This is a genomic window from Streptomyces sp. NBC_01506 (assembly GCF_045040295.1).
Classification (GTDB): domain Bacteria; phylum Actinomycetota; class Actinomycetes; order Streptomycetales; family Streptomycetaceae; genus Streptomyces.
Map to the genome: position 1 here is coordinate 8,383,281 of NZ_CP109422.1, position 25,584 is coordinate 8,408,864.

Annotated in this window: 19 protein-coding genes; 8 read left to right on the forward strand and 11 right to left on the reverse strand. The window is 70.6% G+C overall.

Annotated features, from left to right (window positions below; translation table 11 throughout):
• Positions 1 to 146: 146 nt before the first annotated feature.
• From OG329_RS37670 to OG329_RS37690, 5 genes are all read right to left on the reverse strand, one after another.
• Positions 147 to 2,009 (reverse strand): ricin-type beta-trefoil lectin domain protein, encoded by a 1,863-nt coding sequence (locus OG329_RS37670; RefSeq protein WP_405801259.1) that lies wholly within the window; start codon positions 2,007 to 2,009, stop codon positions 147 to 149.
• Positions 2,010 to 2,662: 653 nt separating this feature from the next.
• Positions 2,663 to 3,595, reverse strand: a complete 933-nt coding sequence (gene tgmB / locus OG329_RS37675; protein WP_405801260.1) for an ATP-grasp ribosomal peptide maturase — start codon at positions 3,593 to 3,595, stop codon at positions 2,663 to 2,665.
• Between the two features lie 16 nt (positions 3,596 to 3,611).
• Positions 3,612 to 3,803: a putative ATP-grasp-modified RiPP gene (tgmA, locus tag OG329_RS37680; RefSeq protein ID WP_330177187.1), complete on the reverse strand. Its 192-nt coding sequence runs from the start codon at positions 3,801 to 3,803 to the stop codon at positions 3,612 to 3,614.
• Between the two features lie 440 nt (positions 3,804 to 4,243).
• On the reverse strand, positions 4,244 to 4,804 hold the full coding sequence (locus OG329_RS37685) for a subtilase-type protease inhibitor (RefSeq protein WP_405801262.1): 561 nt from the start codon (positions 4,802 to 4,804) through the stop codon (positions 4,244 to 4,246).
• Between the two features lie 260 nt (positions 4,805 to 5,064).
• The gene (locus OG329_RS37690; protein WP_405801263.1) at positions 5,065 to 6,828 is read right to left on the reverse strand and encodes a TIGR03767 family metallophosphoesterase; all 1,764 of its coding nucleotides are present in this window, start codon (positions 6,826 to 6,828) and stop codon (positions 5,065 to 5,067) included.
• Between the two features lie 400 nt (positions 6,829 to 7,228).
• On the opposite strand from OG329_RS37690, the gene OG329_RS37695 reads away from it, so the two are divergent.
• The 5 genes from OG329_RS37695 to OG329_RS37715 are packed head-to-tail and all read left to right on the forward strand — an operon-like array spanning position 7,229 to position 13,671.
• Positions 7,229 to 8,632, forward strand: a complete 1,404-nt coding sequence (locus tag OG329_RS37695) for an aldehyde dehydrogenase family protein (RefSeq protein WP_405801264.1) — start codon at positions 7,229 to 7,231, stop codon at positions 8,630 to 8,632.
• Positions 8,629 to 10,149: a sugar ABC transporter ATP-binding protein gene (locus tag OG329_RS37700; RefSeq protein WP_405801265.1), complete on the forward strand. Its 1,521-nt coding sequence runs from the start codon at positions 8,629 to 8,631 to the stop codon at positions 10,147 to 10,149. The genes OG329_RS37695 and OG329_RS37700 overlap by 4 nt, the downstream gene beginning before the upstream one ends.
• Positions 10,146 to 11,198 carry an ABC transporter permease gene (locus OG329_RS37705; protein ID WP_405801266.1) on the forward strand — a complete coding sequence of 351 codons (1,053 nt, stop codon included), beginning with the start codon at positions 10,146 to 10,148 and terminating at the stop codon, positions 11,196 to 11,198. The genes OG329_RS37700 and OG329_RS37705 overlap by 4 nt, the downstream gene beginning before the upstream one ends.
• Positions 11,195 to 12,166: a sugar ABC transporter substrate-binding protein gene (locus OG329_RS37710; protein WP_405801268.1), complete on the forward strand. Its 972-nt coding sequence runs from the start codon at positions 11,195 to 11,197 to the stop codon at positions 12,164 to 12,166. Before OG329_RS37705 ends, OG329_RS37710 begins: the two co-directional genes overlap by 4 nt.
• Positions 12,166 to 13,671, forward strand: coding sequence for a mucin-5B (locus tag OG329_RS37715; protein ID WP_405801269.1), 1,506 nt, complete (start codon positions 12,166 to 12,168; stop codon positions 13,669 to 13,671). Before OG329_RS37710 ends, OG329_RS37715 begins: the two co-directional genes overlap by 1 nt.
• 116 nt (positions 13,672 to 13,787) lie before the next feature.
• On the opposite strand, the gene OG329_RS37720 is transcribed toward OG329_RS37715, so the two are convergent.
• The 3 genes from OG329_RS37720 to OG329_RS37730 are packed head-to-tail and all read right to left on the reverse strand — an operon-like array spanning position 13,788 to position 18,033.
• Entirely contained in the window at positions 13,788 to 15,098 is a 1,311-nt protein-coding gene (locus tag OG329_RS37720) for an NAD(P)/FAD-dependent oxidoreductase (RefSeq protein ID WP_405801270.1), read from the reverse strand.
• On the reverse strand, positions 15,095 to 16,534 hold the full coding sequence (locus OG329_RS37725; protein WP_405801271.1) for an NAD(P)/FAD-dependent oxidoreductase: 1,440 nt from the start codon (positions 16,532 to 16,534) through the stop codon (positions 15,095 to 15,097). Before OG329_RS37725 ends, OG329_RS37720 begins: the two co-directional genes overlap by 4 nt.
• On the reverse strand, positions 16,531 to 18,033 hold the full coding sequence (locus OG329_RS37730; protein ID WP_405801272.1) for an FGGY family carbohydrate kinase: 1,503 nt from the start codon (positions 18,031 to 18,033) through the stop codon (positions 16,531 to 16,533). Before OG329_RS37730 ends, OG329_RS37725 begins: the two co-directional genes overlap by 4 nt.
• A 266-nt stretch (positions 18,034 to 18,299) precedes the next feature.
• Between OG329_RS37730 and OG329_RS37735 the strand changes: the two genes are divergently transcribed.
• Together OG329_RS37735 and OG329_RS37740 are read left to right on the forward strand one after the other, a co-directional pair.
• Positions 18,300 to 19,298, forward strand: coding sequence for a hypothetical protein (locus OG329_RS37735; RefSeq protein WP_405801273.1), 999 nt, complete (start codon positions 18,300 to 18,302; stop codon positions 19,296 to 19,298).
• Positions 19,299 to 19,390: 92 nt separating this feature from the next.
• Positions 19,391 to 20,914 carry an amino acid permease gene (locus OG329_RS37740; protein ID WP_405801275.1) on the forward strand — a complete coding sequence of 508 codons (1,524 nt, stop codon included), beginning with the start codon at positions 19,391 to 19,393 and terminating at the stop codon, positions 20,912 to 20,914.
• 274 nt (positions 20,915 to 21,188) lie between these two features.
• Here OG329_RS37740 and OG329_RS37745 read toward each other — a convergent pair whose 3' ends face one another.
• Positions 21,189 to 21,947, reverse strand: coding sequence for a glycoside hydrolase family 75 protein (locus tag OG329_RS37745; RefSeq protein WP_405801276.1), 759 nt, complete (start codon positions 21,945 to 21,947; stop codon positions 21,189 to 21,191).
• A 34-nt stretch (positions 21,948 to 21,981) separates the two neighbouring features.
• Positions 21,982 to 22,512, reverse strand: a complete 531-nt coding sequence (locus tag OG329_RS37750; RefSeq protein ID WP_405801278.1) for an NUDIX domain-containing protein — start codon at positions 22,510 to 22,512, stop codon at positions 21,982 to 21,984.
• Positions 22,513 to 22,719: 207 nt separating this feature from the next.
• Here OG329_RS37750 and OG329_RS37755 point away from each other — a divergent pair, with 207 nt between their 5' ends.
• Positions 22,720 to 22,869, forward strand: coding sequence for a hypothetical protein (locus OG329_RS37755; protein ID WP_405801280.1), 150 nt, complete (start codon positions 22,720 to 22,722; stop codon positions 22,867 to 22,869).
• A gap of 77 nt (positions 22,870 to 22,946) precedes the next feature.
• On the opposite strand, the gene OG329_RS37760 is transcribed toward OG329_RS37755, so the two are convergent.
• Positions 22,947 to 25,373 carry a beta-L-arabinofuranosidase domain-containing protein gene (locus OG329_RS37760; RefSeq protein ID WP_405801282.1) on the reverse strand — a complete coding sequence of 809 codons (2,427 nt, stop codon included), beginning with the start codon at positions 25,371 to 25,373 and terminating at the stop codon, positions 22,947 to 22,949.
• Between the last annotated feature and the right edge of the window lie 211 nt (positions 25,374 to 25,584).

Genomic DNA, 25,584 nt, shown 5'->3' on the forward strand with positions numbered 1-25,584 from the left:
ACGCCTGGCACGGCACCTCCCTGCGTTGTCGGAGTCATCCAAGTACGTCCAGTACGAGGATGATCCTCCGCCTTGCGATGCACCGCACCAGCCGCTTCGGCCTGATCCCCGAAGATCCGCCGGACAGGACCTAGCGGGTGTCCACTTCAGCCCTCGAACTCGACGTCGGCGCAGCGCTCCTGTCCGTGGCGGCCCCGGACATCGTTGTCGGTGCGGCCGAGTTGGCGGCCGTTCGCCTGGTCGCGCCGACCGCGCTCGGACGTCCCGCAGTCATGTCCCTGCGCTCCCCGCGCGCGGCGTTCGCCGTCCCGCTCGGCCGAATCCGCCGACCTGACCGTCTTCCGGCGGTCGGACGTCAGGCCGGCCGGTGGGGTCGTCGCCCGGTCGTCGCCCGCGATCGGCAGGGACTTGGGGCTGTTCGGCGCGGCGTCGGTCGACCAGTTCTGGAGTGTGGACTCGTCGCGCGGCTTCGACACGACGGACGTTCCCGCCACGGGAGTTGTCGGCACGACGGCCAGTGAGTCGTCCCACCGGGGGATCACATGCCCCTGGACCGTCAGGTCGTAGCGCACGTCGGCCGCGTTCCCGGCGGCCGGATCGGCGCACGGTCCCAGGACGAGGGAACCGTCGACCGTATGGGAGTTGAGGCACAGTTCGTTCTCGGCGCCGTTGCGCAGCAGGCCGTCCTCCTCGTAGAGCCACCGCTGGGTCCGCGCGGAGGACGAGCAGATCGCGAGCGTCGCCTCGGAACCGGTCCTGGGGCGGGTGTCCCGCAGGTCCAGGCAGAGATCGGCGTCCGCGCTGCGCAGGGCCGTGAGCAGGGCGCCGGGCGGGACAGAGCCGGTCGGTGGGGTGCCGCCGGGGCCGGAGACGCCCTGCGAACCCGGGTCGGGGGACGTCGTGGCGGTCCCCGAGCCGATGGGCGCGGCCGGTCCCATCGCCTCACCGCCGCTGTCACCCGCGGTGAGGGCGGAGACGGTCACGGCGAGCAGGCCGACGGTCACGAGGCCGAGACCGCTGAGCAGCACGGTCCTGGGTCTGCCCGGGGTGGTCAGCACGCGTCTGCCCAGCACCGTGACACGGGGCAGCACGCGCGGGCGTGCGCCTGTCGAGTGGCGTCCACCGCGCCGTACGCCCGCCCCTTCCGCGCCCGCCGCGGCGCCGCGCCTGCCCGGTCGGGAGTCGAGGTAGCGCCCGGCGTGCGGGCCCAGAACCGCCTCGGCGAGCAGGACGGCCGCCCGGCCCTCGAAGTGGACGAACTGCTCGGTGGCGTAACCGCAGTGCGCGCACAGCGCCAGATGCTGCTGGATGTCCGGGAGCAAAGCACCGCCGCGGCGCAGTGACACGTCCAGCAGCCGGTTGTAGTGGCGGCATTCCTTGTCCGTCGCGAGTTGGATATGTGCGCGTACACAGTTGGACCGGAAGAGTTCACGCGCGTGTTCCGAGTCGGCGAGCGCGCTTCGCGGATCCATGCCGAGCAGACCGGCCGGTACGGATATGGGCTCCGCCTCGACCTCCGTATGCCACAGCAGGCACCGCGCGGATGTGGGCATTGTCCGGAAGGCGCGGAAGGCGAGGCGCCGATTCTCCGGGGGTTCCGTCTCCTCGTTGCCCCCCGGAGTGGCGGTCGCGGGCCGACCGTGGATCTCCCATACGGTGTCGGTCTTTCGCGCCTCGGACGCCCAGACGTTGGCCGTATGACGCGCGGTCATAAGGAATTGGGGCCGCAGGGCCGGGACGGGACCGGGGCGGCGCAGGGTGTCGAGGACCGTACCGAAGGCGGCCGTGGCGAGTGCCGACGCGGCGCTCGCCGAAGGGGAGCGGATCTCGGCGTAGTCGAGCAGGGCCTGCCAGTGCCGGGCGAGCAACAGCGCTGTGGCGTGGTCCTCCTGGTCGCTGTCGCCGGTCCGCAGCGCGGCGACGAGATCCGCGTCCGGGGCTTCGGAGCGGGTTTCCGGCGCGCCGGCCGGAGGAGACGGGGTGGTTCTGGACGTACGGGGGTCCTGCACTGGGGTCCTGCCTTCCAGGGCACTGAGTGGGGGGTGTCCAGTCCCTTGACGCGTGGGTGGCGGCAGTGATTTCCGGCCGACTGAAAGGGGATGGTCCGATTGGTGCGTACCTTTTGGGGCGGTGTGCTGCCTCCAGGAAAGCGCCCCGTGGGCGGCGAGCGGTGGAAAGCGGTGGAGAACGGTCGGTCGAGAACGGTCGGTCGAGAACAACGGCCGCCGGCCTTTGTGGGCGCTCAACCCCCTCGTCAAATCGAACGGTTGAGCGCTCTCGGTATTGCCGTCGACCGAGCGCGTTCACCATTGCACAGCCCGTGCGGGTGAAACAAGAGATCTCCAACCGCGGCTATTCGACGGGCCGTTGAGGAGTGGGGCGGGCGCGGATTTGTACCGCCGCGATCCAATTCCGGGCGCGGGGAATACCACGGGTATCCGGTGAATGGGTTCACCGGGGAGGCCGGCACGGCGGGCTCGTACCGTACGTGGATCTTCGCAGTCGCACCGCATCGGCGATCGTACGGCCGACGGCAGCGGCCCGGTCGACGGGGAGCCCCCGCCGCCGACCGGACCACTGGATTCGCCCCCGTTGCGCCCCCGTTCCGCTCCGTTCCGCCCCCGTTCCGCCTCCGTTCCGCGACGATTCGCAGGCCCGTGGTCTAGGCAGGTGGCGGTGAGGCCAGCCAGCCGGCCACCGCCTCGGCGATCGGCTGCCGGGTCTCCAGCTCCACGAAGCCGAACTGACCGCCCTGGTTGCATTCGAGAAACCACCAGGTGCCGTCGGTGTCCTCGGCGAAGTCGAAGGCCCCGTAGGCGAGATGGGCCACGCGCATATAGCCGTGGACGGCGCGGGTGATGCGCTCGGGCACCTCGACGGGCTCCCAGCGGTGGCCGGTCTCGCCGTACCGGCCGTCCACCTGGTCGGGTGTGGCGACCTTGCGCGCGGCGAACAACTGGTGCCCGACACAGGTGAGCCGGATGTCCGCCCGCTTGGAGATGTAGCGCTGGAGCAGTGTGGGGCCGGCGGCGACCGACTCGAAGTCGGTGCCCGGACCCACCCGGGTGGTCGGCAGCGAGACCGGTGGGTCACCGGGAGGCGGTCCGGTGATCGACTTCACCACGATGTCCCGGTGTTCGGCGGCGAACAGCCGGGCGATCCGCGGGAAGGTGGTGACAAGGGTGGGCGGTACGGCGAACCCGCTCTCGTGCGCCACCCGCAACTGCCAGGGCTTGAGGCGCGCTTGGGCCGCCGCCTGCGGGTGGTTCATCCAGCGCGCCGTCGTGGAGTACAGCATGCCGAAGAAGGCGTGCGCGGACTCGGCGGTGAGCCAGGACGAGGGGTTGGGCGCGTGTGCCGCGCTCGCGCCCGGCCGCCGCACCCATATCGAGCGCAGCCCGTCCATGCTCAACAGGCGTCCGCCCGCGGACAGATGGCCGCGGAAGTCGCCGCTGACGTACTCCGCGGACATCGACGCCTCGCCCGGCAGGTCGGCCGGGTCGAAGCGCACCAGTGGGGTGCCGAGGCCGTGCAGCTCGGCCACGACCAGGTCCGCGGTCACGTCCTGCTCGGCGGTCAGGATCAGCACAGTCATCGGGTAACCAGGGCGGTCAGTCGTCGAAGTGCGTTTTGGAGCCGGCCGTCGAGGTCGTGGACCCGGCGGCGAGCAGCAGCGCGCGGTCGGCTATGGCGGGACGTCCGTCCGGCAGGACGTTCAACTGGAGCGTGGAGTCGTAGGTGAAAGGTCCGACGACCGGTGAGCTCGGAGCCGGGAAAGCGTAGTTCAACGCGAACGGTCGCATGATTCTCCTCCACTGCCCCACGAGTGTGTTTCTGTCACGGAGGTAACAATACGTGGCGAAGATGTAATGGTCTCAGTACGGAAAGTCACATATGACGCTCCGTCAGTCGGAGGACGCCCTGCCGTCCTCCGGACCTGGGAGGAAAGGGCTTACGAGGCGGCGACGGCGCCGCGAGAACTTCTCAAGTCCGTTGTCGAGAAGCTGAGTTCGGTGGTCACTCGGGGTCACTATTGGGACATCCTGTCCGGATTCCGCCATTGGCCGTCCCCGGCGCCTTCACTTGCGGAGGCCATGGACTCCTACGGATGTGAAGGCGCGAGCGCCGCGGCGGGCAGTCGTCACCGGTGTCATGGGGGCGCCCGGACGCGCGACGGCCGGGGCGGGGGAGTGCCCCTGCCCCGGCCGTCGCCCCTCACCGGCATCCGGTCGCCGGACCCGGCTCAGAAGGTGAAGACGGCGCCTCTGCCCCCGTCCATGGCGCACGAATTGGAGAACGTGTGGGCGTAGTTGACGCGCTGCCCCTCCCATACGCCGTCGGCGGTGACCGTGACCGGCTCCCACTCCTTCGTACAGACGCGGTTCGTCGCGGAGGTGGTGATGGCGTCGAACTTGGCTCCGTTCTTCTTGAGTTCGGCGCAGGCGGCGACCGCGTCGGGGTGGCTGCCCGAAGCGGTGGGCGCACAACTGAGAGTGACCGCGCGCTGTACCGTCCCGGTCTTGTGGTCGGCACCGTCCGTGACCGTCAGCACGAGCGCCGACGGCGCGTACAGGCTCTCCCCGCCGCCGGGCGCGGTGCCGGTCGACGCCGGCACGCCTCCGATGGCTGGGCCGGCGGTGGAGGCTTCCGCGGTCTCGGTGGCTCCGGCCGGTGCGCCCTTGGCCGGTGCGCTCCCCGCCGGCGCGCTTCCGGCCGGCAGGGCCGCGCCGGCCGTCCCGGCGAAGGCCAGACCGCTGAGCGCCAGTACTGCTCCACAGGCCGCAGCCCTTGCGATGCTCCGCATTTCGAACACTCCCTGGGGTCGATGTCTCGGACAACGGACGTGAGTCTTGCTCACGCCAGGGGTGCTTCGCCCGCTCTGTGACCAGTTTTGGTCGCTCCGCGTGTCGCTCCGATCGCGGAAAGTGTCCACAACGGCCTGGTCCGGGGTGGTGCGGGGCGAGCGGCGGGATGGGCTGAAACTGATTGATTCGGAGCTGGAGTCGGTAGTTGACGGTTTGATTGTAAGGCGGTGAAGCCAATGAAACTTGGAATATATGAATTTCAGCGGCGCAGAAGCAGCTCCGTGTTGCGCGCGTCGTTCAGGCCCGCCAGATCCTGACGGCTGCCCGGCGCGTTGAGCGCGAGCTCGCGGTAGAGCGAGGCCAGACCCGACTGGGACAGATCCGTGAAATCGGTCTCGCGCGGCGCCGCCGACTCGATCAGCGTGGTGAACAGCGAGAGCGTGCCGTCCTTGTTGTCCGCGATCTCGACGACACGCGCGAGCTGCGGGAAATCGATGTGCGAGGCGGTGGAGATCTCCCAGAACGAACCGTGCGGCAGCACCACGTTGCGGTGGCTGTGCCCGTTGACCCACGCGACCGCGCAGCGGTGGCGCCGCAGCAGCGCCACGACCTCGTCCCCGTCGTGCCGCGCCTCGCCGGGCCGGGCGGGGTCGGGCCGTTTGTTGCCCATCGTCCAACTGTTGTGGTGCGTGAACAGGACCACGTACCCGTCGCGCCGCTCTTTCAGGATCCGCTCCAGCCAGTCGAGCTGCCCCGTGCCGACCGAACCGGTGAAGTGCCCGCCGTGGTCCGTGGTGTCGAGGCTGACCCCGGTGACGTCGGCACCCATCGAGAACGTGTAGTCGAGGCTCGCCCCGGCCAGATTGTCCCGCGTGTAGCCGTGACCGACCGGCCCCGCCCCGGTGTTCGCCGGGTTCAGATGCGCCGTGAGGTACTGGAGCGGGGTGAACGGCGCGCGGCGCGGGTCGGCGGTGACCGTCCTCATGCGCCGCTTCTCGCGCCGCAGCAGCGCGATCAGGGCACTTCCGTCAGCCGTGTCGCCCTCGGCGATGCGCGCGAGCAGCGTCGCCGCGTCCGGGTCGGGGATGTCGTACAACTTGCGCGCACCGACGGCGAATTCGGCGAGGAAGCCGGTCCGGTCGGCGTACGCGCCACTGGCGAGCCCGTCGTGGTTGCCCACGGTCGAGTACCAGGGGATGGCCAGCCCGGGGCTGCGCACCGGGCGCAGGGCAGCTTCGAGGAATCCGTCGATACGGGGGTAGCCCAGGCGCTTGTCGGCGTCGGGCGCGCCGTCCTCCGGGTGCCAGTACATCCGCAGGCCCGAGTTCTGCACGCCCTCGTACGCCCGCGGGTCACCGCTGTTGGGAGTGACGAGCCCGCCGCTCATCAAGGTGAGGTACCAGTCGAGTTCGCACAGCGAGTTGTTGTCCGTGTTGTCGCCGGTCGTCATGGCGAAGGCCAGCGGCGCGCCGGTCGCCGGCCCGGTCCCCAGTGCGTTGACGCGCTCGATCAGTGATACGGCTCCGGGGACCGACAGCGCCTCGTGGGGGCGCCAGGCGCCGGCCGACTCGCTGCGGACGTACTCGGTGCGCACCGGGTGCTGGACGTCCGTCACATGGAGGTCGGTGAGCTGGACGAAGGAGCTGAGTACCGTACGGCGGTCCTCGCGGCCGGACTTGGCGGAAGCGAACTGTTCCCGTACGACCCTGCGCCAGCCGGGTCCGTCCCCGAGCCGCCGGAAGGCGGCGCCCGGGTCGCGCGGCGTCGCGAGTGAGTGGAGCGTGGTCCGGGCGGCCGAGGGGCCGGCGGGGGTGGCGGGGGTGGCGGTCGGGGTGGCTGTGGGGGTGGGCCCGGCGGCGGCCGGGGTGCCGGACGCCGTGGGCGCGGGGGCGGCCGAGGCGCTGCCCGAGCCACCGCCCGAACCGACCGCCACGCCGATACCGGCGGACAGGCCCACGGCTCCGGCGGCGGCGAGGAAGGAACGGCGGTCGACAGCGGTGACCGCGGAGCGGATGCGTGACATGGTGCGCTCTCCCCGAGTGCGTACATCGCGACAGCAAGGCCGTCTCTGGGACACCGGGGTGAGGGCCCGGCTCCCTTCTGATGCTGGGGACCCGTCGTGGCCCGTGAATGAACGAGGCCGCAACGGTCGACGCCGATCACCGCACAGGGATCACTCGCAACCGCAAACGTTCGCCGACCTCTCCTGCGGCGTGCGGAATCCGCTCATCCACCGTTCATCGGACGGGGTAGCCGGCCCGCTCACGTGCCCGGGCGGGCCGGTGTCATGACCGGTCGGGAAAGCGCTTTCCCGTTTTGTAAGACGTGTTGACGAATTAATGAGCGTGCGTCAGCATCGCCACCACATGTTCGAAGTGCCGAACGTACTTCTGTCGAGTCCTGCACCCGGGAGTAAGCGCCGCATGTCCACCCGAACCGCACCGCTGCCCGTACGTAATCCAGGAACCGGCGAACTGCTCGGCGAGATCGAGGACTTCGGGCCGGAGCGCGTCACCGCCGCCCTCGCCGCCGCGGCGGACGGACAGCGGGCGATGGCGGCGATGCCCGCGCACGCACGTGCCCGACTGCTGCTCACCGTCGCCGATCTGATCGAGGCCGAGGCCGACGACTTGGCGCGGCTGCTCGCCGCCGAGAACGGCAAGCCTTTCTTCCAGACGGTGGAGGAAGTCCGTGCCGCCGTCCGGATCTTCCGCGGCTTCGCCGGCGAGGCCACGCGCCTCTTCGGGCGGCAGATCCCGCTCGACGCCGTCCCCGGACTCGAGAAGCATCTCGCCGTCACCGTCCGCGAGCCGATCGGCCCGGTCGCCGCGCTGGTGCCCTTCAACTACCCCGTCGAGCTGTACGCGCACAAGGCGGCAGCCGCCCTCGCCGCCGGCAACGCCGTCCTCGTCCACCCGCCCGCGCGCTGTCCGCTCGCCGTGCTGCGGATCGGCGAACTCGTCGAGCGCGCGGGCGCGCCCGAGGGCGCCCACCAGATGCTCACCGGCGGCGTGCACATCTCCCAGGAACTCGCCACGCGCCCCGGCGTCGCCGCCGTCAGCCTCACCGGCAGCACCACCGCCGGCCGCGAGATCGCCCGCCGCGCCGCCGACACCCTCAAGAAGGTCCACCTCGAACTCGGCGGCAACGACGCCCTGATCGTCTGCGACGACGCCGACATCGAGGCCGCGGCCGACGCCGTGGTCCTCGGCAGGCTCGCGCGCGGCAACGGCCAGATCTGCTGCGCCGTCAAACGCGTCTATGTCCAGGACGGTGTGCACGACAGCTTTGTCGACGCGCTGCTGGCGGGCGCGGCCAAGCTCAGCGTCGGGGACCAGTTGGTGGATGGCAACGATGTCGGACCGCTGATCACTGAACAGGCGGCCGAGCGCGTCGAGTCGGCGGTCGCCGCCCTCGTCGCCGACGGCGCGCGCAAGGCGGCCGGCGGTGCGCGCCGGGGCGCCTTCTACGACCCCGCCGTCCTTGTCGGGGTCCCCGAGGACAGCCCCGCGTTCGCCGAGGAGATCTTCGGCCCCGTCGCCCCCGTGGCCCGCTTCACCGACCCGCTCGACGCCGTACGGATGGCCAACTCGTCCCCGTACGGCCTCCAGGCAGCCGTCTTCACCCGTGACATCCAGCGCGCCTTCACCCTCGCCGGACGCCTTGACGTCGGCGGCGTCGTCATCAACGGATCGACCGCGCTGCGCGCCGAGAATCTGCCCTTCGGCGGACCGAAGGACACCGGCGGCTCGGCCGAGGGCCTGCACGACACGGCCCTGGAGTTCACCCGGCAGAAGACGATCATCGTGATGGAGGCATTCGGGTGAGCACGCCGACCCGGCCGGTCCTGCGGATACGCGGGGTGCGTAAGTCGTACGGGCCCACACAGGTGCTGCACGGGGTGGACCTCACCGGCCAGGCCGGTGACGTGCTCGCCGTCGTCGGCGCCAACGGGGCCGGCAAGTCCACCCTCATCAAGATCCTCGCGGGCGCCGAACGGATGAGCGCCGGGGAACTCCAACTCGACGGCGAGAGGGTCGAGTTGCGCTCCCCGCACGACGCCCACACGCACGGCATCCGCACCGTCCACCAGGAGTTGACCCTGGTCCCCGAGCTGTCCGTCACCGAGAACCTGCTCATGGGCCACTTCCCCCGGCGCCTCGGCGGTCTCATCGACTGGAAGGCCGCGCACCGGCGGGCCCGCACGCTGCTGGAGGGCATCGGCTACAGCGCCATCGACCCCCGGACCAAGGCGGGCCGCCTCACCGTCGCCAGGCAGCAGATGGTCGAGATCGCCAAGGCCCTGGTCAGCGAGGGCGGCGAGCCCAAGGTGCTGGTCCTGGACGAGCCGTCCGCCGTCCTCGCCGGCAGCGACTTGGCGGCGCTGTTCGCGCTGATACGCCGCCTCCAGGAGCGCGGCGTCCTGATCATCTACGTCTCGCACCGGCTCGCCGAGGTCACCGAACTGGCCACCTCCATCGTGGTGATCAAGGACGGCCGGGTCGTCGCCGAGACCACCCCCGACCGCACCGACGAGAACGAACTCATCCGGCTGATGGCGGGCCGGCCCGCCGGACAGCTCTACCCGGCACGCCGCCCCGCCGAGGGCGAGACGCTTCTCGAGGTCCACGGGCTCAGCCGTACCGGTGAGTTCAGCGACGTCTCCTTCGCCCTGCGCGCCGGCGAGATCACCGGTCTGTTCGGGCTCGTCGGCTCCGGCCGCAGCGAACTCGCCCGGTGCGTCTTCGGCGCCGAGCCCGCCAAGACCGGCGTGGTCTGCGCGCCGGGCAGGGAGACCGTACGGTTCCGCAGCCCCCGCGAGGCCATCGCCGCCGGTCTCGCCCTCGTCACCGAGGACCGCAAGCGCACCGGACTCGTCCTCGGCCTCAGCACCGCCGAGAACATCGGCCTCACCACCCTGCGCACCACCACACGCGGCCCGCTGCTCGACACCGCGAGGCGTCGGCGCGACGTCGTCTCCATGGTCGAGCGGCTGGACATCCGGCCCGCGCACTCGGCGAAGCTGCCCGTCCGCACACTGAGCGGCGGCAACCAGCAGAAGGCCGTCCTCGCCAAGTGGCTCCTCACCGGACCGCGCGTGCTGCTGCTCGACGAGCCCACCCGCGGCGTCGACATGGCCACCCGCGCCGAGATCTACCGCATGCTCGACCGGCTCGCCCGCGACGGCATGGCCATCCTGCTGATCTCCTCCGACCTCACGGAGGTGCTGGGCGCCACCGACCGGGTGCTGGTCATGCACGAGGGGCGGATCGCCGCCGAGTTGACGTCGGAAGGTACGACCGAGGACACGGTCCTCGCCCACGCGATCGGACACGCGGCATGACCGAACAGCTCACCAAGACCACCGGGCCCGGCGACTCCGTACCACCGCCACGAACGGGACCCCGGCTGCCCCGGCTCACCGTCGCCGGGCACGACATCACCGTCGAGACCGGGATCGTCGCGCTCCTCGTGGTCTTCGTCGTGGTGGCCGGCTCCACCACCGAGGCCTTCCTGACCGAGGGCAACATCACCAACCTGCTCAAGCAGATGGTCACCACCGGCCTGCTCGCCTACGGGATGCTCGCCGTGATCCTCACCGGCGGCATCGACCTCTCCGTCGGCTCGGTCGTCGCCTTCTCCGGCATCGTCGCCGCCGGGCTGTCCTCCGGACTGCCCGTCCCGGTCGCCATGGCGGTCGGCATCGCGTCCGGCATCGGCTTCGGACTCGTCAACGGAGCGCTGGTGGCGCGCTTCCAACTGGCCCCGTTCGTCGTGACGTTGGCGGCGCTCACCACCATCAGAGGGCTCGCCTTCGTCTACTCCGAGACACCCGTCGCGCCCGAGAAGCCCGGCTTCTTCGAACTGGGCTCGGCGGTGATCGGCCCGCTGCCCGTCTCCACCCTCATCATGCTGGGGGTCTTCCTGGCCGGCGGTGTCTTCCTCAGCCGCACCCCGGCCGGCCGCTCCCTGGTCGCGATCGGCGGCAGCGCGGAGACCGTACGGCTCGCGGGCATCGGCGTACGGCGCCATATCGTCCTCGCCTACACCATCTCCGGCGCCTGCGCCGGACTCGCCGGCGTCATCCTCGCCAGCCGGGTCGGCATCGCCCAGCCCAGCGTCGGCACCGCGTTCGAACTCGACGCGATCGCCGCCTGTGTCATCGGCGGCGCCAGCCTGGCCGGCGGCAAGGGCTCCGTACGCGCCACGTTCGCCGGTGTCCTCGTACTCGCGCTGATCAACAACCTGCTCAACCTCTACGACGTACAGAGCTTCTGGCAGCAGGTGCTCAAGGGCCTGATCATCGTCGCCGTCATTCTCGTCCAGCGCACCGGCCGCTTCCGCAGCGTGGCCGTGAACGATCCGAATACCGGAAAGGCAAGCCCATCATGATCACGAAACGAGCGACCGGTGTGCTGGTGGCCGGAGTTCTCACCGCGGCTCTCACCGGCTGCTCCTCCGACTCCGGGAGCGGCGGTGACAAGGGCGACGGCTCGTACACCGTCGGCGTCGCCAACTTCACCCTCGGCGGCCCCTACTTCAACGGCATGGACAAGGCCATCAAGGCCCAGGCCAAGAAGAAGGACGTCGAAATCCTCAGTACGGACGCGGGCGGCGACGCGGCCAAACTCGCCTCCAACGTCGAGGACCTGCTGAGCAAGGACGTCGACGCCGTCATCATCTCCGGCGGGCCCCTGGAGTCGGCTCCCGCCGTACTCAACTCCCTCAGGGCGGCGGGCAAGCCCGCCGTCCTGGTCGACCGGAAGTTCCAGACCGGCGAGTACGCGAGCTGGGTCGGCCCCGACAACGAGGCGATCGGCAAGCAGAACGGCGAGTTCCTGGTCGAGCGGTTGCCGGACGGCGGGAAGGTCGCCCTGATCAAGGGCGGACCCGCCGACAACAGCATCGGCAAGGCCCGTACGGACGGGGTGAAGGGCGCCCTGGAGAACGCGTCGGGGATCGAACTCGTCGAGGCCCCCGACTACGGCAACTGGAGCTCCGACGGCGGACTGACCGTCATGGAGAGCCTGCTCGCAGCCCACGACGACATCGACGCCGTCTTCTGCGAGAACGACGCCATGTGTCTGGGCGCCCAGCGCGCCGTCAAGGACGCCGACCGCGCCGACAAGATCGTGCTGGCGGGCGTCGACGGCCAGGCCGAGGCGCTGAAAGCGATCCTCGACGGGACCAACTACCTGGTCACCGGCCTCAACGACGCCGATGTGATCGGCAGTCTCGGCCTGGACAGGACCGTGGAGATCCTCGACGGCAAGAAGCCCGAGAAGGACACGGTCGTGCCCTCGCCTCGCGTCACCAAGGAGAACGCGGAGAAGTACTACGACCCGGAGGGCAACTTCTGATGAGCCGCATCACCATGCCACCACCAAGAGGCGGGACCGGCCGCACCCGGTCCCTGCCACGCGGGAAACGCGCGTACGCCCTGACGGCACTGCTCTGCGGTGCCCTCGTCGTCCCCCTCTCCCTGGGATCCGCGAACGCGGCCCCGGACGACGGTACGGGTACGGGCACGGCCACGGCGGCGGACAAGGCCGCCAAACCGCCGAAGCCGCCCAAGGCACCGGCCTGGAAGCTGCTCCACCAGGAGAGCTTCAAGAAGAAGATCGACCCCAAGCGGGCGGACTGGACCCGCGAGACGTACAGCGAGCCGTTCGACACGATCATGGAAGACAACGGCCAGTGGTACGCCAACGACTACGGGCCCGCGTGGAACACCGCGTTCAACTCCTTCGACACCTACCGCAAGGAGTTCCCGGTCGGTGACGGCGGCTGGCTCACCGCCTCCCTCTCCGCGCGCGACTGGGACAAGGACGGCCAGATAGAGAAGGAGCCGTCCATCACCAACAGCACGGCGGGCGGCGACACCGTCGCCGAGCTGAAGGTCCCCGACCACACCGGCGGCGCCATCTTCCGCCCCACCGAGTCCCTACCGGACCAGTACCGCATCGAGTACAAGCTCAAGACGCTCGACTTCGGCGGCAAGCGCAACGGAACCATCGACTACGACAACCGAACCAACGGCTACAGCAAGGACGGCTGCAAGACCCAGCACCCCTGGGGCGAGGGCTCGAACAGCCCCGGCTGGGAGGGTGACGCGTCGGCGCCGTACTGCGAGTGGCAGGACGTACGCGAGGGCAAGTACGGGTACAACGGCTTCCACTTCCTGTCGATCGTGGACTTCGCCGACCCCGCGCCCCGTAACAACCACTTCTGGCACTACCGCCGCAAGGTCCTGATGGACTCCTTCTCCCAGCATCCCGACCGGGTCGGCACGGGCACCGGCGGCCGGGTCTGCGACTCCTCGAAGGACACGTACTACGACTACAAGGACAGCAGCTTCAACACGGTCAACATGTGGATCAGCGGACTGCCCAACTGGACCCCCGGCAAGGGCGGACTCGCGGGCAACTCGCAGTGGTTCATGACCAGTTGCTCGGACGGGGTCGCCGAGCAGCAGCTCTCGTCCGCGGCGGAACTCCAGCCGGAGCTGATGCCGAACGAGGACTACACGTTCGCCATCGAGCGCGACGCCACCGGCTACACGCTGGAGGCCAGCGGCAACTTCGCCCGCGCCGGACAGCAGACGCTGCGCTTCCACCGGCCGTTCGTCGTGGACGACAAGCCGATCTGGCATTACAACGTCAAGCCGAGCGAGTACGACGGGCGTTACAACAACACCCTCGTGCAGAACGACAACAACGGCAGCGCCAGTTGGCCCGACCAGTGGCCCGCCGGGTCCGCCTACCCGGACTCCTTCGTCATCGGAGACCTGTACACGAACGTGTACGAGGGCAGCGCGAGCCTGACCGACATCAAGATGTTCGTGCCCAAGGGGAAGAAGAAGTGATGCCGTAAGGCATGCTCCACGGCCTCACCGGTCCGCCCCCTGCCGGTGGGGCCGCCCCCTTGCCCGGGGGCCGGTCACCGCTCACGGGTCACCGCTCTCCGGTCTCCGGTCTCCGGTCACCGCTCCACGCGGATCCGTACGGGTGTGTCGTCGCCCCCCGACCGCACCTGTTCGGTCCAGTCGGCGGACAGCCGCAGCGTCCGGTTCGGCACCGCGCCCCGTACCAGCCGCCGCCGGTGCAGCACCCGCCCGCCCCGGCTCACGACCAGTGACGACAACGGGCCGAGCCTGCTCTCCGTACGGAGGGTGAAGCCGCCCGTCGCGCCGCGCGGGTCCGCCGGATCGATCCGGTTGGGCGCGACCCACAGCAGGGGCGCGTCGACCTGGAGCGGCACCCACGCGGCCGGCCGGGCGCCGCCTGTCAGATGGCGCAGTACGGGAGCGGCGGCCAGCAGACCCTCCCGTGCGGCCGTGCTCGCGGGCTCGACCCCGTGCAGCACATTGCCGATACCGAACACCCCGGCGCGGTCCGTGCGGAACGAGCCGTCGACGGCCGGGCCCCGGGTGCCGGCGTCGAGCGTGATGCCGCCCCGGCGGGCCAGTTCATGGTCGGGGATCCAGTCGCCGGTGAACACCACCGTGTCGCAGGCCACCGTCGTGCTCCGGCCGTCCGCCCGCCGCAGCGCCACCCCCGACAGTCGTCCCCGGCCGAGCAGTTCGCTCACGCGCGCGCCGACGAGCAGCGGGACGCCGTGCCGCAGCCGGGTATCGAGAGCGACGGCGGGGGAGCCCTGGTGGTACGGCAGTTCGGTGACCATGGCGACCACCTCGACTCCCGCCTCCCGCAGTGTCCGCACGGCCCAGTAGCTGACGGACTCGGCCCCCACGACCACGGCCCGCCGCCCGACCGGCCGGTGGTGGACATGCACCGTACGCTGAAGCTCACCCGTCGTGAACACCCCGGCGGGCCGGGTTCCCGGCACCAGCCGCGCGCTGCGGGGGCGTTCACGCGCACCGGTGGCCAGGACGACGGCGCGCGCCGTGATCCGCTCCAGACCGGCCGAGCTGGTGACATCGACGGCGAGCGGGCCGGTGCCGGTCGACTGCCTCGCCGGCCCGCTCCATCCGGTGACCGTGACGCCCGTACGCAGCGTCGCCCCCGCGTGGACCGCCGCGTCCGCCCACCGCAGCGCGTACGCCGGGCCGGTCATCGGCCGGCCCGGATCCCGCAGACCGAATCCGGAGTGGAAGCAGTGCCGGGGGGCACCGCCGGGCTCGTCCTCCCGGTCGACGACCTCGACACCGACCCTGCCGGTGGCGGCCAGTTGTGATGCCAGCGCCAGACCGGCCGGGCCCGCGCCGACGACGAGGACATCGACGGCGCGCTCACGGCGGCCGGGCGTGGGCAAGGTGTTCTCGCTGTTCACCGTGTGTCCTCCGGACCGGGCGACGACATGCCGGGCGTCGCCGCGTCGAACAGGGCGCGCACTGCGGCCCCGCAGTAGAACCCCTGGCACCGGCCGCCCAGCGCCCGGGTCCGCCGCCGCAGCCCCTCGGGCGAGGACGGCGGGATGTCGGCGGCGAGCGCGTCACGGATCTCACCGCGCGACACCCGCTCGCAGTGGCACACCAGCTCCCCGTACGCGGGATCCGCCGCGATCAGGTCGGCGCGTTCGTACGGACGGGGGTACGCCTCACCGAGATTCGGCATGGTCAGCGGTACGAGGTCGGTCGCCGTGCCCGTCCTGGCACCGGCCTCGTCAAGCAGCCCCACGACATGCGCGGCGATCGCCATCGACGCGGTCAGCCCGGTCGAGCGGATCCCGCCCACCGTGACGTAGCGCTGCTGCGGGTGCGAGCGGATCACGTAGTCGTCGTGCTCGGTGGCCGCGCGCAGCCCCGCGTACACGGCGGTCACCTCCTCTTCGAGGAGGTCCGGCATGATCCGCCGGCCCTTGTCCACAAGGAAGGCGAGCCCTTCGGCCGTGGAACCGGTGGCCCGCTTGTCGTCCAGGTCCTCGGCGGTCGGGCCCAGCATCACGTTGCCGTACACGGTCGGCGACACCAGGACTCCCTTGCCGAGCGCCGTCGGCACCGGCAGCAGGATGTGCGTGATCAGTTCGCGCGCGAGCTTGTCGAAGACCATGAGCTGACCGCGCCGGGGCGTCACCGAGAAGTCGGTGTGGCCGAGCAGTCGGTCGAACGCGTCGGCGTACAGGCCCGCCGCGTTGACCAGCCACCTGGCGCGCAGCGGCCCGCGTCCGGTGGCCAGCAGATGCGGGGAGCGCCGGGAGCCCTCGGTCACCTCGCGTACCCGGCAGTTGAGATGCAGGTCGACCCCGGCGCGTACGGCCTGGGTCGCGTACGCGAGCGTCGTCGTCCAGGGGCAGATGACGCTCTCGTCGGGCACTTCGAGGGCGCCCACCGCGCCCGGTCCCAGACGCGGTTCGCGGCGGCGCAACTCGTCGGCGCAGACGGTCCGGGTGCGGCGGTAGCCGTTGCGCGCCGCCTTGCGGGCGAGCGCGGGCAAGGTGGCGAGCTGTTCGTCGTCCCAGGCGACGAGCAGGGCGCCGATCGGCTCGACCGGGATGCCGCACTCCTCGGCGTACACGGCGAGCCTGTCCCGGCCCTCGCGCACGAGCCGGGCCTCCAGAGATCCCGGCACCGCGTCGAAACCGGTGTGCAGGATGGCCGTGTTGGCCTTCGACGTACCCTCGCCGACATCGCCGGACGCCTCGACCAGGGCCGTACGCAGCGGGTGGCGGGCCAGCTCGCGGGCGATCGCCGCGCCGACGACCCCGGCGCCGACGACCACCACGTCGTACACCTCCTGCGGCAGCGGCCCCGCGACGGTGACGCTCATGCCGTGCCCGTCCGTCCTGCGGACGGCAGAGCGGCGACGAGCCTGTCCACCTCCGTACGGAAGACGCCCAGCCGCTCGGCCGCCTCGGCGGCGGCGATCCTCGGCTCGAATACCTTCTTGGGCCGCCAGCGGGGCGCGGCCCGCTCCACCGTCAGACCGGGGTCGAGACCGAGCCGGGCGACGGCACCGACCCCGAGCGCGGTGGCGTCCGGCAACGGGGACACCTCGACGGGCAGTTGCAGCAGATCGGCCTGCGTCTGCATCAGCAGGTCGGAGCGGGTGAGCCCGCCGTCGACGCGCAGTGCTTCCAGCGGTGTGCCGGTGTCCTCGGCCACGGCCTCCGCAAGCCCCACGACCTGAGCGGCGATGCCCTCGCACAGCGCCCGCACCAGATGTCCGGGGCCGGTCTGAAGACTCAGCCCGGTCATCGACCCCTTCGCGTCACCGCGCCACCACGGCGCGGCGAGTCCGGCGAGCGACGGTACGAAGGTGACACCGCCGCTGTCGGCGACGGACGAGCCGACCCGGTCGAGATCGTCGGCACCGGAGAGCACACCGAGATCGGTCAGCCACCGCACGGCCGACGCCGCCGTGTACACCTGCCCGTCGAGGCAGTAGCTGGTACGGCCGTCGAGCCGCCAGGCCACACAGCCGACCAGGCCGGTGCTGCCGCGCAGCGGACGCGCGCCGGTCTGCGCGAGGAGGAACGCCCCGGTGCCGTAGGTGCACTTGGCCGTCCCCGGCTCGGTCACGTTCTGGGCGAGCAGCGCGGCCTGCTGATCGACCAGCAGGCCCGTCAGCGGGATCGGGTCGCCGAAGGCCGTCGTGACACCGAACTGCCCGGCCGAGTCCACGACCCGGGGCAACCGCTCGTCGCCCATCCCGAAGATGTCGAGGGCGGCGGGGGACCACTCGGCGGTGTCCAGGTCCAGCAGTTGAGTGCGCCCGGCGGTCGCCGCGTCGGTGACGAACGCGCCGGTCAACTGGTGGACGAGCCAGGAGTCGGAGGTCGTGACGACACCTTCGCGGGTCAGATTCCGGCGGATCCACGCCATCTTGGGCGCGGCGAAGTACGGCTCCAGCGGCAGCCCGGTCAGCTCCCTCAACAGGTCGGCGTGCGGGGCGAGTTCGGCGCATACGGAGGCGGCCCGCCGGTCCTGCCACACGACCGCGTCGGTCAGTGGCGCACCGGTGTCGGGGTCCCACGCGAGGACGGTCTCACCCTGGTTGGCCAGTCCGACCGCCGCGACGGGTTCGCCGGCGTCGGCGAGCGCCCGGCGGCCCGCGTCGACGACCGAGGAGAGCAGCAGGGCGGGGTCGGCCTCGACCAGGCCGCCGGCGCCGTAGCGGGGTGGCGCGGGTGCCGAGCCGCTGCCGATCACCCCGCGTTCCGGGCAGATCACCAGAGCCTTGGTGGACGAGGTGCCCTGATCGACGGCGAGCACCGGCCGCGAGGCCGGGTGCACGGCGGTGCCGGGGGAGTGCTGAGCAGGCGGCATGTCACGTTCTTCGGTCGGCGGCGGTGATCGTCCGATCACTGAGCGAAAGGGTGGTGCAGCCCGCCTGCGACGTCAAGGCACGTCAAGGTCACGACATGCGCTCAGGGTTGCCTAAGAAAAGCAAAGTGTTCAGAGGTCGTCGCATTGCCCCCTACACTGATCGCCGAGTAACAGCGGAGTGTCACTGAGTGATGTGATTCTCGAGTGCCGGGATGTGAACTACACCGGAAAGAGGCGGAGTTGCGCGAGAATCGGGCGGAGAGTCCGTGAGTGATCGCTTTCGTCCGCTCTATCACCCAGCAGGCCATGACAGCGAACTCCGCGCCGCCGTCCAGGAATTGCGGACCGGCCGCTGGCTGTCGATGCGTGACCTGCTCGCCGGCACCCGTGGCTGGGCGCTGTGGACCCAGCGCACGCAGGTGCTCGCCGCCGTCGCCGCCGGCTCGGACGCCGTGCACGCCTGGCTGGTCGAGGAGCCGGACAGTACGGCCGCCGTCGTCATGCGCACACGCGTGACGGTGGAGCGCGCCCTGCGCGCGCACCGCGAGAGCCATGCCCGGACGACCGATCTGTGGCAGCAGGCATGGGAGGCGTGCGGCACCACCGCGCGGCTGGTGCCGGCCGACCCCGTCCCCTGGGTGTGTCTGCTCGCGCTCGCCCAACTCGACAGCAGACAGCGGATGGAGGAGAACCGGCTGGCGCCGCCGGGGCCGATGCTCTTCCCCGGCCCGTGGGCCCTGCTCGCCGAGGCCGACAAACGCGATCCGGGCAATCGCGAGGCGTACCACCGGATGCTCCAGTTCGTGTACGCCCGCAGGTCCGACGGCTCGCTGTCGGAGGCGGTCAACTTCGTCCAGTGGGCGGCCTCTTCCGCGCCCGAGGGGTCGGCGCTCCAGGCCCTTCCGCTGTTCGTGCGCGTCGAGCGATACCGCAGGGAGGGCGGCAACGAGAAGGCGCTGGACCTGCACTGGGTCACCGAGGACGCCACCAGGGACGCGCGGCGGGCACTGCGTATCTGGTTCGACCACTCCGTGCCCGCCGAGAGATCCCTGCTGGACCTCAACTACCTGGCACACGCGCTGTGGGGATCGCTCCAGTTCGCCGACGCGGCCCGGGTGTTCGAGGCTCTGGGGCCGTACTACACCCCCTTGCCCTGGGCCTACCGGGCCCGGAGTTCCCACGACACCGCACAGGTCGAGGAGGTGTTCACCCGCGCCCGCGCCCGCTGCTTCTCCGCCGCCCGTGAGCGGAAGCCGGATTCCTAGGCGCCGTCTTGCCGGTCTCGCCCCGATTCCGTAAGGCCCCACCGCACATTTCGTGTTCTGCCTCAGATTTCTCCGAACCCGGAGGTACTTCCATGTCCGTATCCCCACCGGTCTGGTCGAAGCCGGACTCAGTTCCGCAGCAGGACGAAGAAGAACGGCTGAGAGAACTCGGCTATCAGCCGGTACTCGCCCGCAGGATGGGCGGTTTCGGAAATTTCGCCATCAGCTTCTCGGTGATCTCGATCCTCTCGGGATGTATGACCCTCTACGGCTTCGGGCTCATCACCGGCGGTCCCGCCGTGATGCTCTGGGGCTGGGTGGGTGTCGGGATCTTCGTGCTCTGCATAGGCATGGCACTGGCCGAGGTGACCAGCGCCTATCCCACGTCGGGCGCCCTCTACTACATGGCCGACCGGCTCGGCGGACGTAAGTGGGGCTGGTACACCGGCTGGCTGAATCTGCTCGGGCTGCTGGGCGCGATCGCCGGAATCGACTACGGCGCGGCCCTGTTCACCGGCGCGTTCCTCAATCTCCACTGGGGATTCGATCCCACGCCGGGCTGGACCATGGTCATCTTCATGTGCATCCTGCTGCTGCACGCGACGCTGAATCTGTTCGGTGTCCGTCTGGTCAGCGTTCTCAATTCGATCAGCGTCTGGTGGCACCTCGGCGGAGTCGCGCTGATCGTCGGAATTCTCGCGGTCGTCCCCAAGAACCACCAGTCGCCGGAATTCGTCTTCTCCCAATTCGTGAACGAGACCGGCTGGGAGAATCCGATCTATGTGGCCGCGATCGGTCTGCTGCTCGCCCAGTACACCTTCTGCGGCTACGACGCGTCGGCGCATCTGTCCGAGGAGACGTCCAACGCCTCCGTCTCCGCCGCACGCGGCATCGTGCGCGCCATCTGGGTCTCCTGGATCGCCGGCTTCGCCCTTCTCGCCGGTCTGACCTTCGCCATCCAGGACTACGCGGCCACCAGTGGCGCCGCCGTGCCGCCCGCGCAGATCTTCATCGACGTCCTGGGCACCAACGGCGCCAGCGCACTTCTGCTTGTCGTGATCATGGCGCAACTCTTCTGCGGCAACGCGGAAGTGGCCGCCGCCAGCCGTATGGTGTTCGCCTTCAGCCGGGACAACGCCCTGCCCGGATCGGCCCTGTGGCGGCGCGTCAGCAGCCGTACACAGACCCCGGTGCCCGCCGTGTGGCTGTCGGTCGGCTTCGCGGGTCTGCTCGCCGTGCCGTCGCTGTACTCGCCGACCGCGTACGGCGCCGTGACGGCGATCAACGTCATCGGCATCACGCCCGCCTACGCGATCCCGATCTATCTCAAGCTGCGCGCCGGCGACCGCTTCCAGCCCGGCCCCTGGTCGCTGGGCCGCTGGAGCAAGCCGATCGGCTGGATCGCCGTCGTGTGGGTCGCGATCGTCACCGTGATCTTCTGTCTGCCGCAGAAGAACCCGGTCACCACGGACACCATGAACTACGCCGTGATCGCGCTGGCCGTCGTGCTGGCCCTGGCCACGGCCTGGTGGTACGCGGCGCGGGGCACGTACAGCACCCCCCAGTCGTACGGCAGCGCCCGCGAGCAGTCGGAGATCTCCGAGGGGATCGTCTAGGCCCTGTCCGGCGGATCTTCGGGGGTCCGGGACGCCTGGCACGGCACCTCCCTGCGTTGTCGGAGTCATCCAAGTACGTCCAGTACGAGGATGATCCTCCGCCTTGCGATGCACCGCACCAGCCGCCCCGGCCTGATCCCCGAAGATCCGCCGGACAGGACCTAGGGGACGGGCCACCGGCACGGCCATGTCCTCGGTACGGAGGCGGCGCCGACTCCGCCTCCGTACCGAGGACGCGCGCCGGTCGTCCTGTCAGGCGCCGTCCGTCGCTGCGTCAGTTCTCCTGAAGGAACTTCCTGGCAAGCTCGCTGCCCAGCTTCACCGCCGACTGACGGCTCTCGATCGGTGTGACCTTGGAGTTCTTGAACAGGATGTATGTCACCCCCGAGCCGACGCCGCCCCGCGCGGGATCGGGATCGATCCCCAGCGAGCGCGCGGCGGCGTACGACGCCTCCCCGATCAGCCCGGCCGGTCCGGTGTCGCCCACCACCGCGTACTCCACCCGGTCCTGGTGGACGACCGCCACGACACCGGCGCCCCGGATGCCGGACGCGGTGTAGTCCCAGGTCCCGCTCGGCGCGGGCACCACGATGTACGGCAGCCGCTCCGCGTTCAGCGGCTTGCCGTCCGACTGGTGGAAGGCCGTGTCCCCGTGGAAATAGGGGTCGGTCCTCTTGTTGCAGCGGGCGGTGACCTGGCCGTCGCAGTCGATGTCCAGGTCGGCCTTCCAGTACACGGCGCCCTTCTTGCCGCACACGGGGATGTCGGCGGGCTTGCCCTGGTCGGTCCGGTACAGGCCCTTCGAGACGCGTGAGCAGCCCTGGACCTTCGCCCGCAGGGCGGCGGCCGTGACCGAACCCTCAAGTGTGAACGAGCGGGTGGCCGGCGGGCCGGCCGCCCCGGCGCGCGGCGCGGGAGGCGGCGGCAGATGCGTCGTGTCGAGCGCCGCCGCAGGGCGCGCGGAGGCGGGCAGGGCCGAAGCGGCGAGCAGTACCGCGCCGACGGCGGCGTACAGGTGCGATCTGTGGTGCACGGAGGCGATTCCCTTTCCGGTTCTCGAAGGCGACCTACGGCCTGTCCTCGCGGCTGTCATGCCGGCTGTCCCGCCGGCTGTCGTCCCGGCTGTTCTCCCGGCCCTCTATGTACAGAGCCAGTCGGCCGAGGAAGATCCGTTGCCCCGTCACCAGCAGCTCCACGGCCTCCTGAAGGGGAAACCAGCCGAGCCGGTCCAGCTCCGGGAACTCCCGCTCGACGCCCGACCCGCGCGGCCACTCCATGGTGAACGTGCCGGGCACGGCGAGAGCGGGATCGAAGTCCCCCTCGACGGCCCATACGGTGACGGTCTTGCCGCCCGACTGACGGGTCTCGCCCAGCGGCTCCCGGCGCCCTTCGGGCGGAGGGTGCCCCACCTCCTCCTCGAACTCCCGGTCGGCCGCGTGCTCGGGTGTCTCGTCGGAGCCGTACTCACCCTTGGGGATCGACCACGCGGACCTGCTGCGCCCCGCCCAGAAGGGGCCGCCCATGTGCCCGATGAGCACTTCGGTGCCCGCGTCCGTGACCCGGTACAGCAGGAGTCCCGCGCTTCGCTTCCCTGACATCCCGTCAGTGTGTGCGGGGTCGCGCGGGGTCGCCATCGGGGGAGCGCATGCGGGGCAGCCGGGCGCCTCGACGGCGCCCCGACGGCGCCGCAAAGGTAAAGGGAAAGTAATGGGAACGTAATGGGAGTCTTGAAGCGTTAGAGGGGTAGACGTAGTCCGAGGCCCCATCGGTGGGGCCTCGGAGTCATCGAAGCGCAGGAGACGGCCATGCCCGGAATCATCGACCGCATCAAGGCTTTCACCCGTAGCCCGCAGGGGCGGCGTGTGATCAGTCAGGCACGCGCGGCCTCGTCGGACCCGAGGAAGCGCGAGCAGGCCCGCCGCCTGTTCGGAAAGCTGCGTGGCGGCAGGCGCTGACCACACTCCCGCGCACGGCGGGGCCCGCCCTCATGAAGAGGGCGGGCCCCGCCCGGCCGGTCAGAGAATCCGGCCGGTCAGAGAAGCTGCCACAGATGGTCGTCCGTGCCGTTGTCCTCGAACTGGACCACCTGCGCGCTGTTGGCCGTCGACATCCCGTCCACTCCCAGCACCTTCCCGCTGTGCCGGTTGAGGATCAGCGACCAGCCCTCGCCCCGGTCGACCAACTGCCACAGATGGTCACCGCCGCCGTCGTCCTCGAACTGCACGATCCGCGCGCTGTTGGCCGTCGAACCGCCCTCGGCCCCGATGATCTTCCCGCTGTTGCCGTTGCGGATCAGGAACCAGCCGCCGCCCGCCGGGGCCAGTTGCCAGGCGTGGTCCGCCGTCCCGGTGTTGTCGAACTGCACGACCCGGCCGCCCGCGTCCAGCGACATCCGGTCCACACCGAGCACCTTGCCGCTGTGCTTGTTCCGTACGCGGCGGTACGGCGGCTCCACCGTCCAGGCCCGCCCGCCGGGCGACGCGGTCGGGAAGGCGGTGATCCGCAGCCGGGCCGCACCCATCGGGATCAGCGTCACCGGCTCGGGCGGTGCCGTGCTGCGGGCCGGACTGTCCTGGAGCGGAGCGACGACACGCTGATCGTCGGCCACCCACTCCTCGACCCGGCGCGCCGACGTGGTGATCCGCACCGGCGATCCCTCGTGGGTGAACGGGTTCGCGGCCAGCGGCCCTGTGTCGGCCGTGAACCGCAGTCCCCTGAGCGGGTCCGGCGCGAGACCGACGTTCCACGGGGTGGTGGGGTGCACCGAGAGTTCGGGGAAGTCCTCGGTGCCGGCGAACCGTTCGTACCGTTCGCCGATCTTGAGGGAGTACGTGAGCGGCCCGTGGTCCACGCTGACGGAGCCGTGATTGTCCTCCCACGTACGTACGGTGGTGCGCTGCGGCAGCCGCAGGGTCACCCGGTCGCCGTCGCGCCACTCGCGCGCGACCTTGACGAACCGCGGCCCGCCACGAACCGCCACGCGCCGCCCGGCCACGGTGAGTTGAGGGTTCGCGCACCAACCGGGGACGCGCAGGTAGAGCGGGAAGGTGACGCGCTTGGGCGTGCTGACGGTGAGGGTGACGGTCTCCTTGAACGGGTAGTCGGTGTCCTCGGTGACGGTGATCTCCGTACCGCCGGCGACCTTCGCGCGCACTCGGCTCGGCGCGTACATCGCCACCGCGAGCCCCCGGTCGGGGGTGGCGAGCCACAGCTCCTCGGTGAAGTAGGGCCAGCCCATGCCGTAGTTGTGCGGACAGCAGCGGTAGGGGACGATGCCGGGCTTGAACGCCTGCATGGCGAAGCCGTTCTGGAACTGGCCCTGGTTCTTGGCGGTGTTGTCCAGCTCGACGCTGTTCGCGCTGGTGATGTAGTGGACGCCCCGGCCCTGCGGGTCGGTGGCGGCGGGCAGCAGGTTGAAGGCCAGTTCCTCGCAGCGGTCGGCCCACACCGGGTCGCCGGTGATCCGGGTGAGCAGTTCGTGGCTGGCCATGAACTCGACCGTGCCGCAGGTCTCGAAGCCCTGGCGGGGGTCGTCGAAGCCGGGGCGTGAGTTCTCGTCCCCGGCGAAACCGCCGCCGGGGAACTGGCCGTAGGTGCCCATGACGGAGGCGTAACCGCGGTACGTGGCACGGGTCAGCTCCGCCGAGCCGGAGCGCAGCGCGTACTGGGCGGGCTCGCGGAAGCCCTGGGCGATGTTGACGTTGTGCAGGTCGGGGAAGTTGTCGACCCAATTGGCGCCGTGGGTGTGCATCTTGTCGGCGAGGTCCAGCAGGAAGGACTCGCCGGTGCGGTTGTAGAGCCAGAAGGCTATGTCGAGCCCGTCGCCCCAACGCTTGGACACCCAGCTCGAGTTGAAGGCGCCGGGGCCCTGCGCGTTCATATAGCGCAGGAACGGGACCATGAACGGCACGACGCGCTCGTCCCCGGTGAACTCCTCGTGCGAGCGCAGCGCCTGAAGCAGCGGCAGATACGGCCAGAAGTCCGGACCGCCGTTCAGCGCCGTACGCAGTCGGGTCGGGCCGAAGAATCCGTCGGGCTGCCGGGTGGCGATGATCGCGCCGATCCAGCGGCGGGCGGTGGCGAGGGCCGCCGGATCGCCGGTGAGGGCGGCCAGGCCCACGTATCCGCGCAGCCAGTAGGTGACTTCCTCCCAGCCGTCCTTCTCCGGGTGGACCCAGCCGGAGTCGTCGAACCGCAGGAAGTGCGAGACCTCGGCGTACCGGCCGAAGAGTCCGTCGAGCAGCAGCCGCAGTTGGCCGGTGAGCCAGCCGCGCGGGGTGACGCTGCCCAGCGGCAGCTTCTGGAAGGCGGTCGGGGCGAGCGGCGCGGCGTTGGGCGTGTACCAGCCGCCGCGTGCCGGGGCGACGGCCGCGGCTGTCGGTGCCAGGGGCCCCAGCAGACCCGCACCGCCGATCGCGAGGGCGCCGGTGCCGAGGAAGTGTCGTCGGTCGAGCGTCATGAGGTCTCCCGTCCACGAGCGTCGGGCAAGAGCGGTGTCTCCGTCTGTACAACGTTGGAAACGACGGCAGTTGGCATCACAGCACGGCGCCCCGGCCGTGTCCAGACACCTGACACGGACACCTGACACGGACACCTGACGCCGACGCCTGACACGACAGGACCGGAGCCCCAGGGGCCCTCGGAGGGCGTGCGGCGTTCTGCGATGACCT

Coding starts and splice junctions, on each gene's coding strand:
- OG329_RS37725 (WP_405801271.1), bottom strand. CDS start 16,534: ATGAGCGTCACCGTCGCGGGGCCGCTGCCGCAGGAGGTGTACGACGTG.
- OG329_RS37695 (WP_405801264.1), top strand. CDS start 7,229: ATGTCCACCCGAACCGCACCGCTGCCCGTACGTAATCCAGGAACCGGC.
- OG329_RS37710 (WP_405801268.1), top strand. CDS start 11,195: ATGATCACGAAACGAGCGACCGGTGTGCTGGTGGCCGGAGTTCTCACC.
- OG329_RS37730 (WP_405801272.1), bottom strand. CDS start 18,033: ATGCCGCCTGCTCAGCACTCCCCCGGCACCGCCGTGCACCCGGCCTCG.
- OG329_RS37750 (WP_405801278.1), bottom strand. CDS start 22,512: ATGTCAGGGAAGCGAAGCGCGGGACTCCTGCTGTACCGGGTCACGGAC.
- tgmA (WP_330177187.1), bottom strand. CDS start 3,803: ATGCGACCGTTCGCGTTGAACTACGCTTTCCCGGCTCCGAGCTCACCG.
- OG329_RS37705 (WP_405801266.1), top strand. CDS start 10,146: ATGACCGAACAGCTCACCAAGACCACCGGGCCCGGCGACTCCGTACCA.
- OG329_RS37715 (WP_405801269.1), top strand. CDS start 12,166: ATGAGCCGCATCACCATGCCACCACCAAGAGGCGGGACCGGCCGCACC.
- OG329_RS37755 (WP_405801280.1), top strand. CDS start 22,720: ATGCCCGGAATCATCGACCGCATCAAGGCTTTCACCCGTAGCCCGCAG.
- OG329_RS37685 (WP_405801262.1), bottom strand. CDS start 4,804: ATGCGGAGCATCGCAAGGGCTGCGGCCTGTGGAGCAGTACTGGCGCTC.
- OG329_RS37760 (WP_405801282.1), bottom strand. CDS start 25,373: ATGACGCTCGACCGACGACACTTCCTCGGCACCGGCGCCCTCGCGATC.
- OG329_RS37740 (WP_405801275.1), top strand. CDS start 19,391: ATGTCCGTATCCCCACCGGTCTGGTCGAAGCCGGACTCAGTTCCGCAG.
- OG329_RS37690 (WP_405801263.1), bottom strand. CDS start 6,828: ATGTCACGCATCCGCTCCGCGGTCACCGCTGTCGACCGCCGTTCCTTC.
- tgmB (WP_405801260.1), bottom strand. CDS start 3,595: ATGACTGTGCTGATCCTGACCGCCGAGCAGGACGTGACCGCGGACCTG.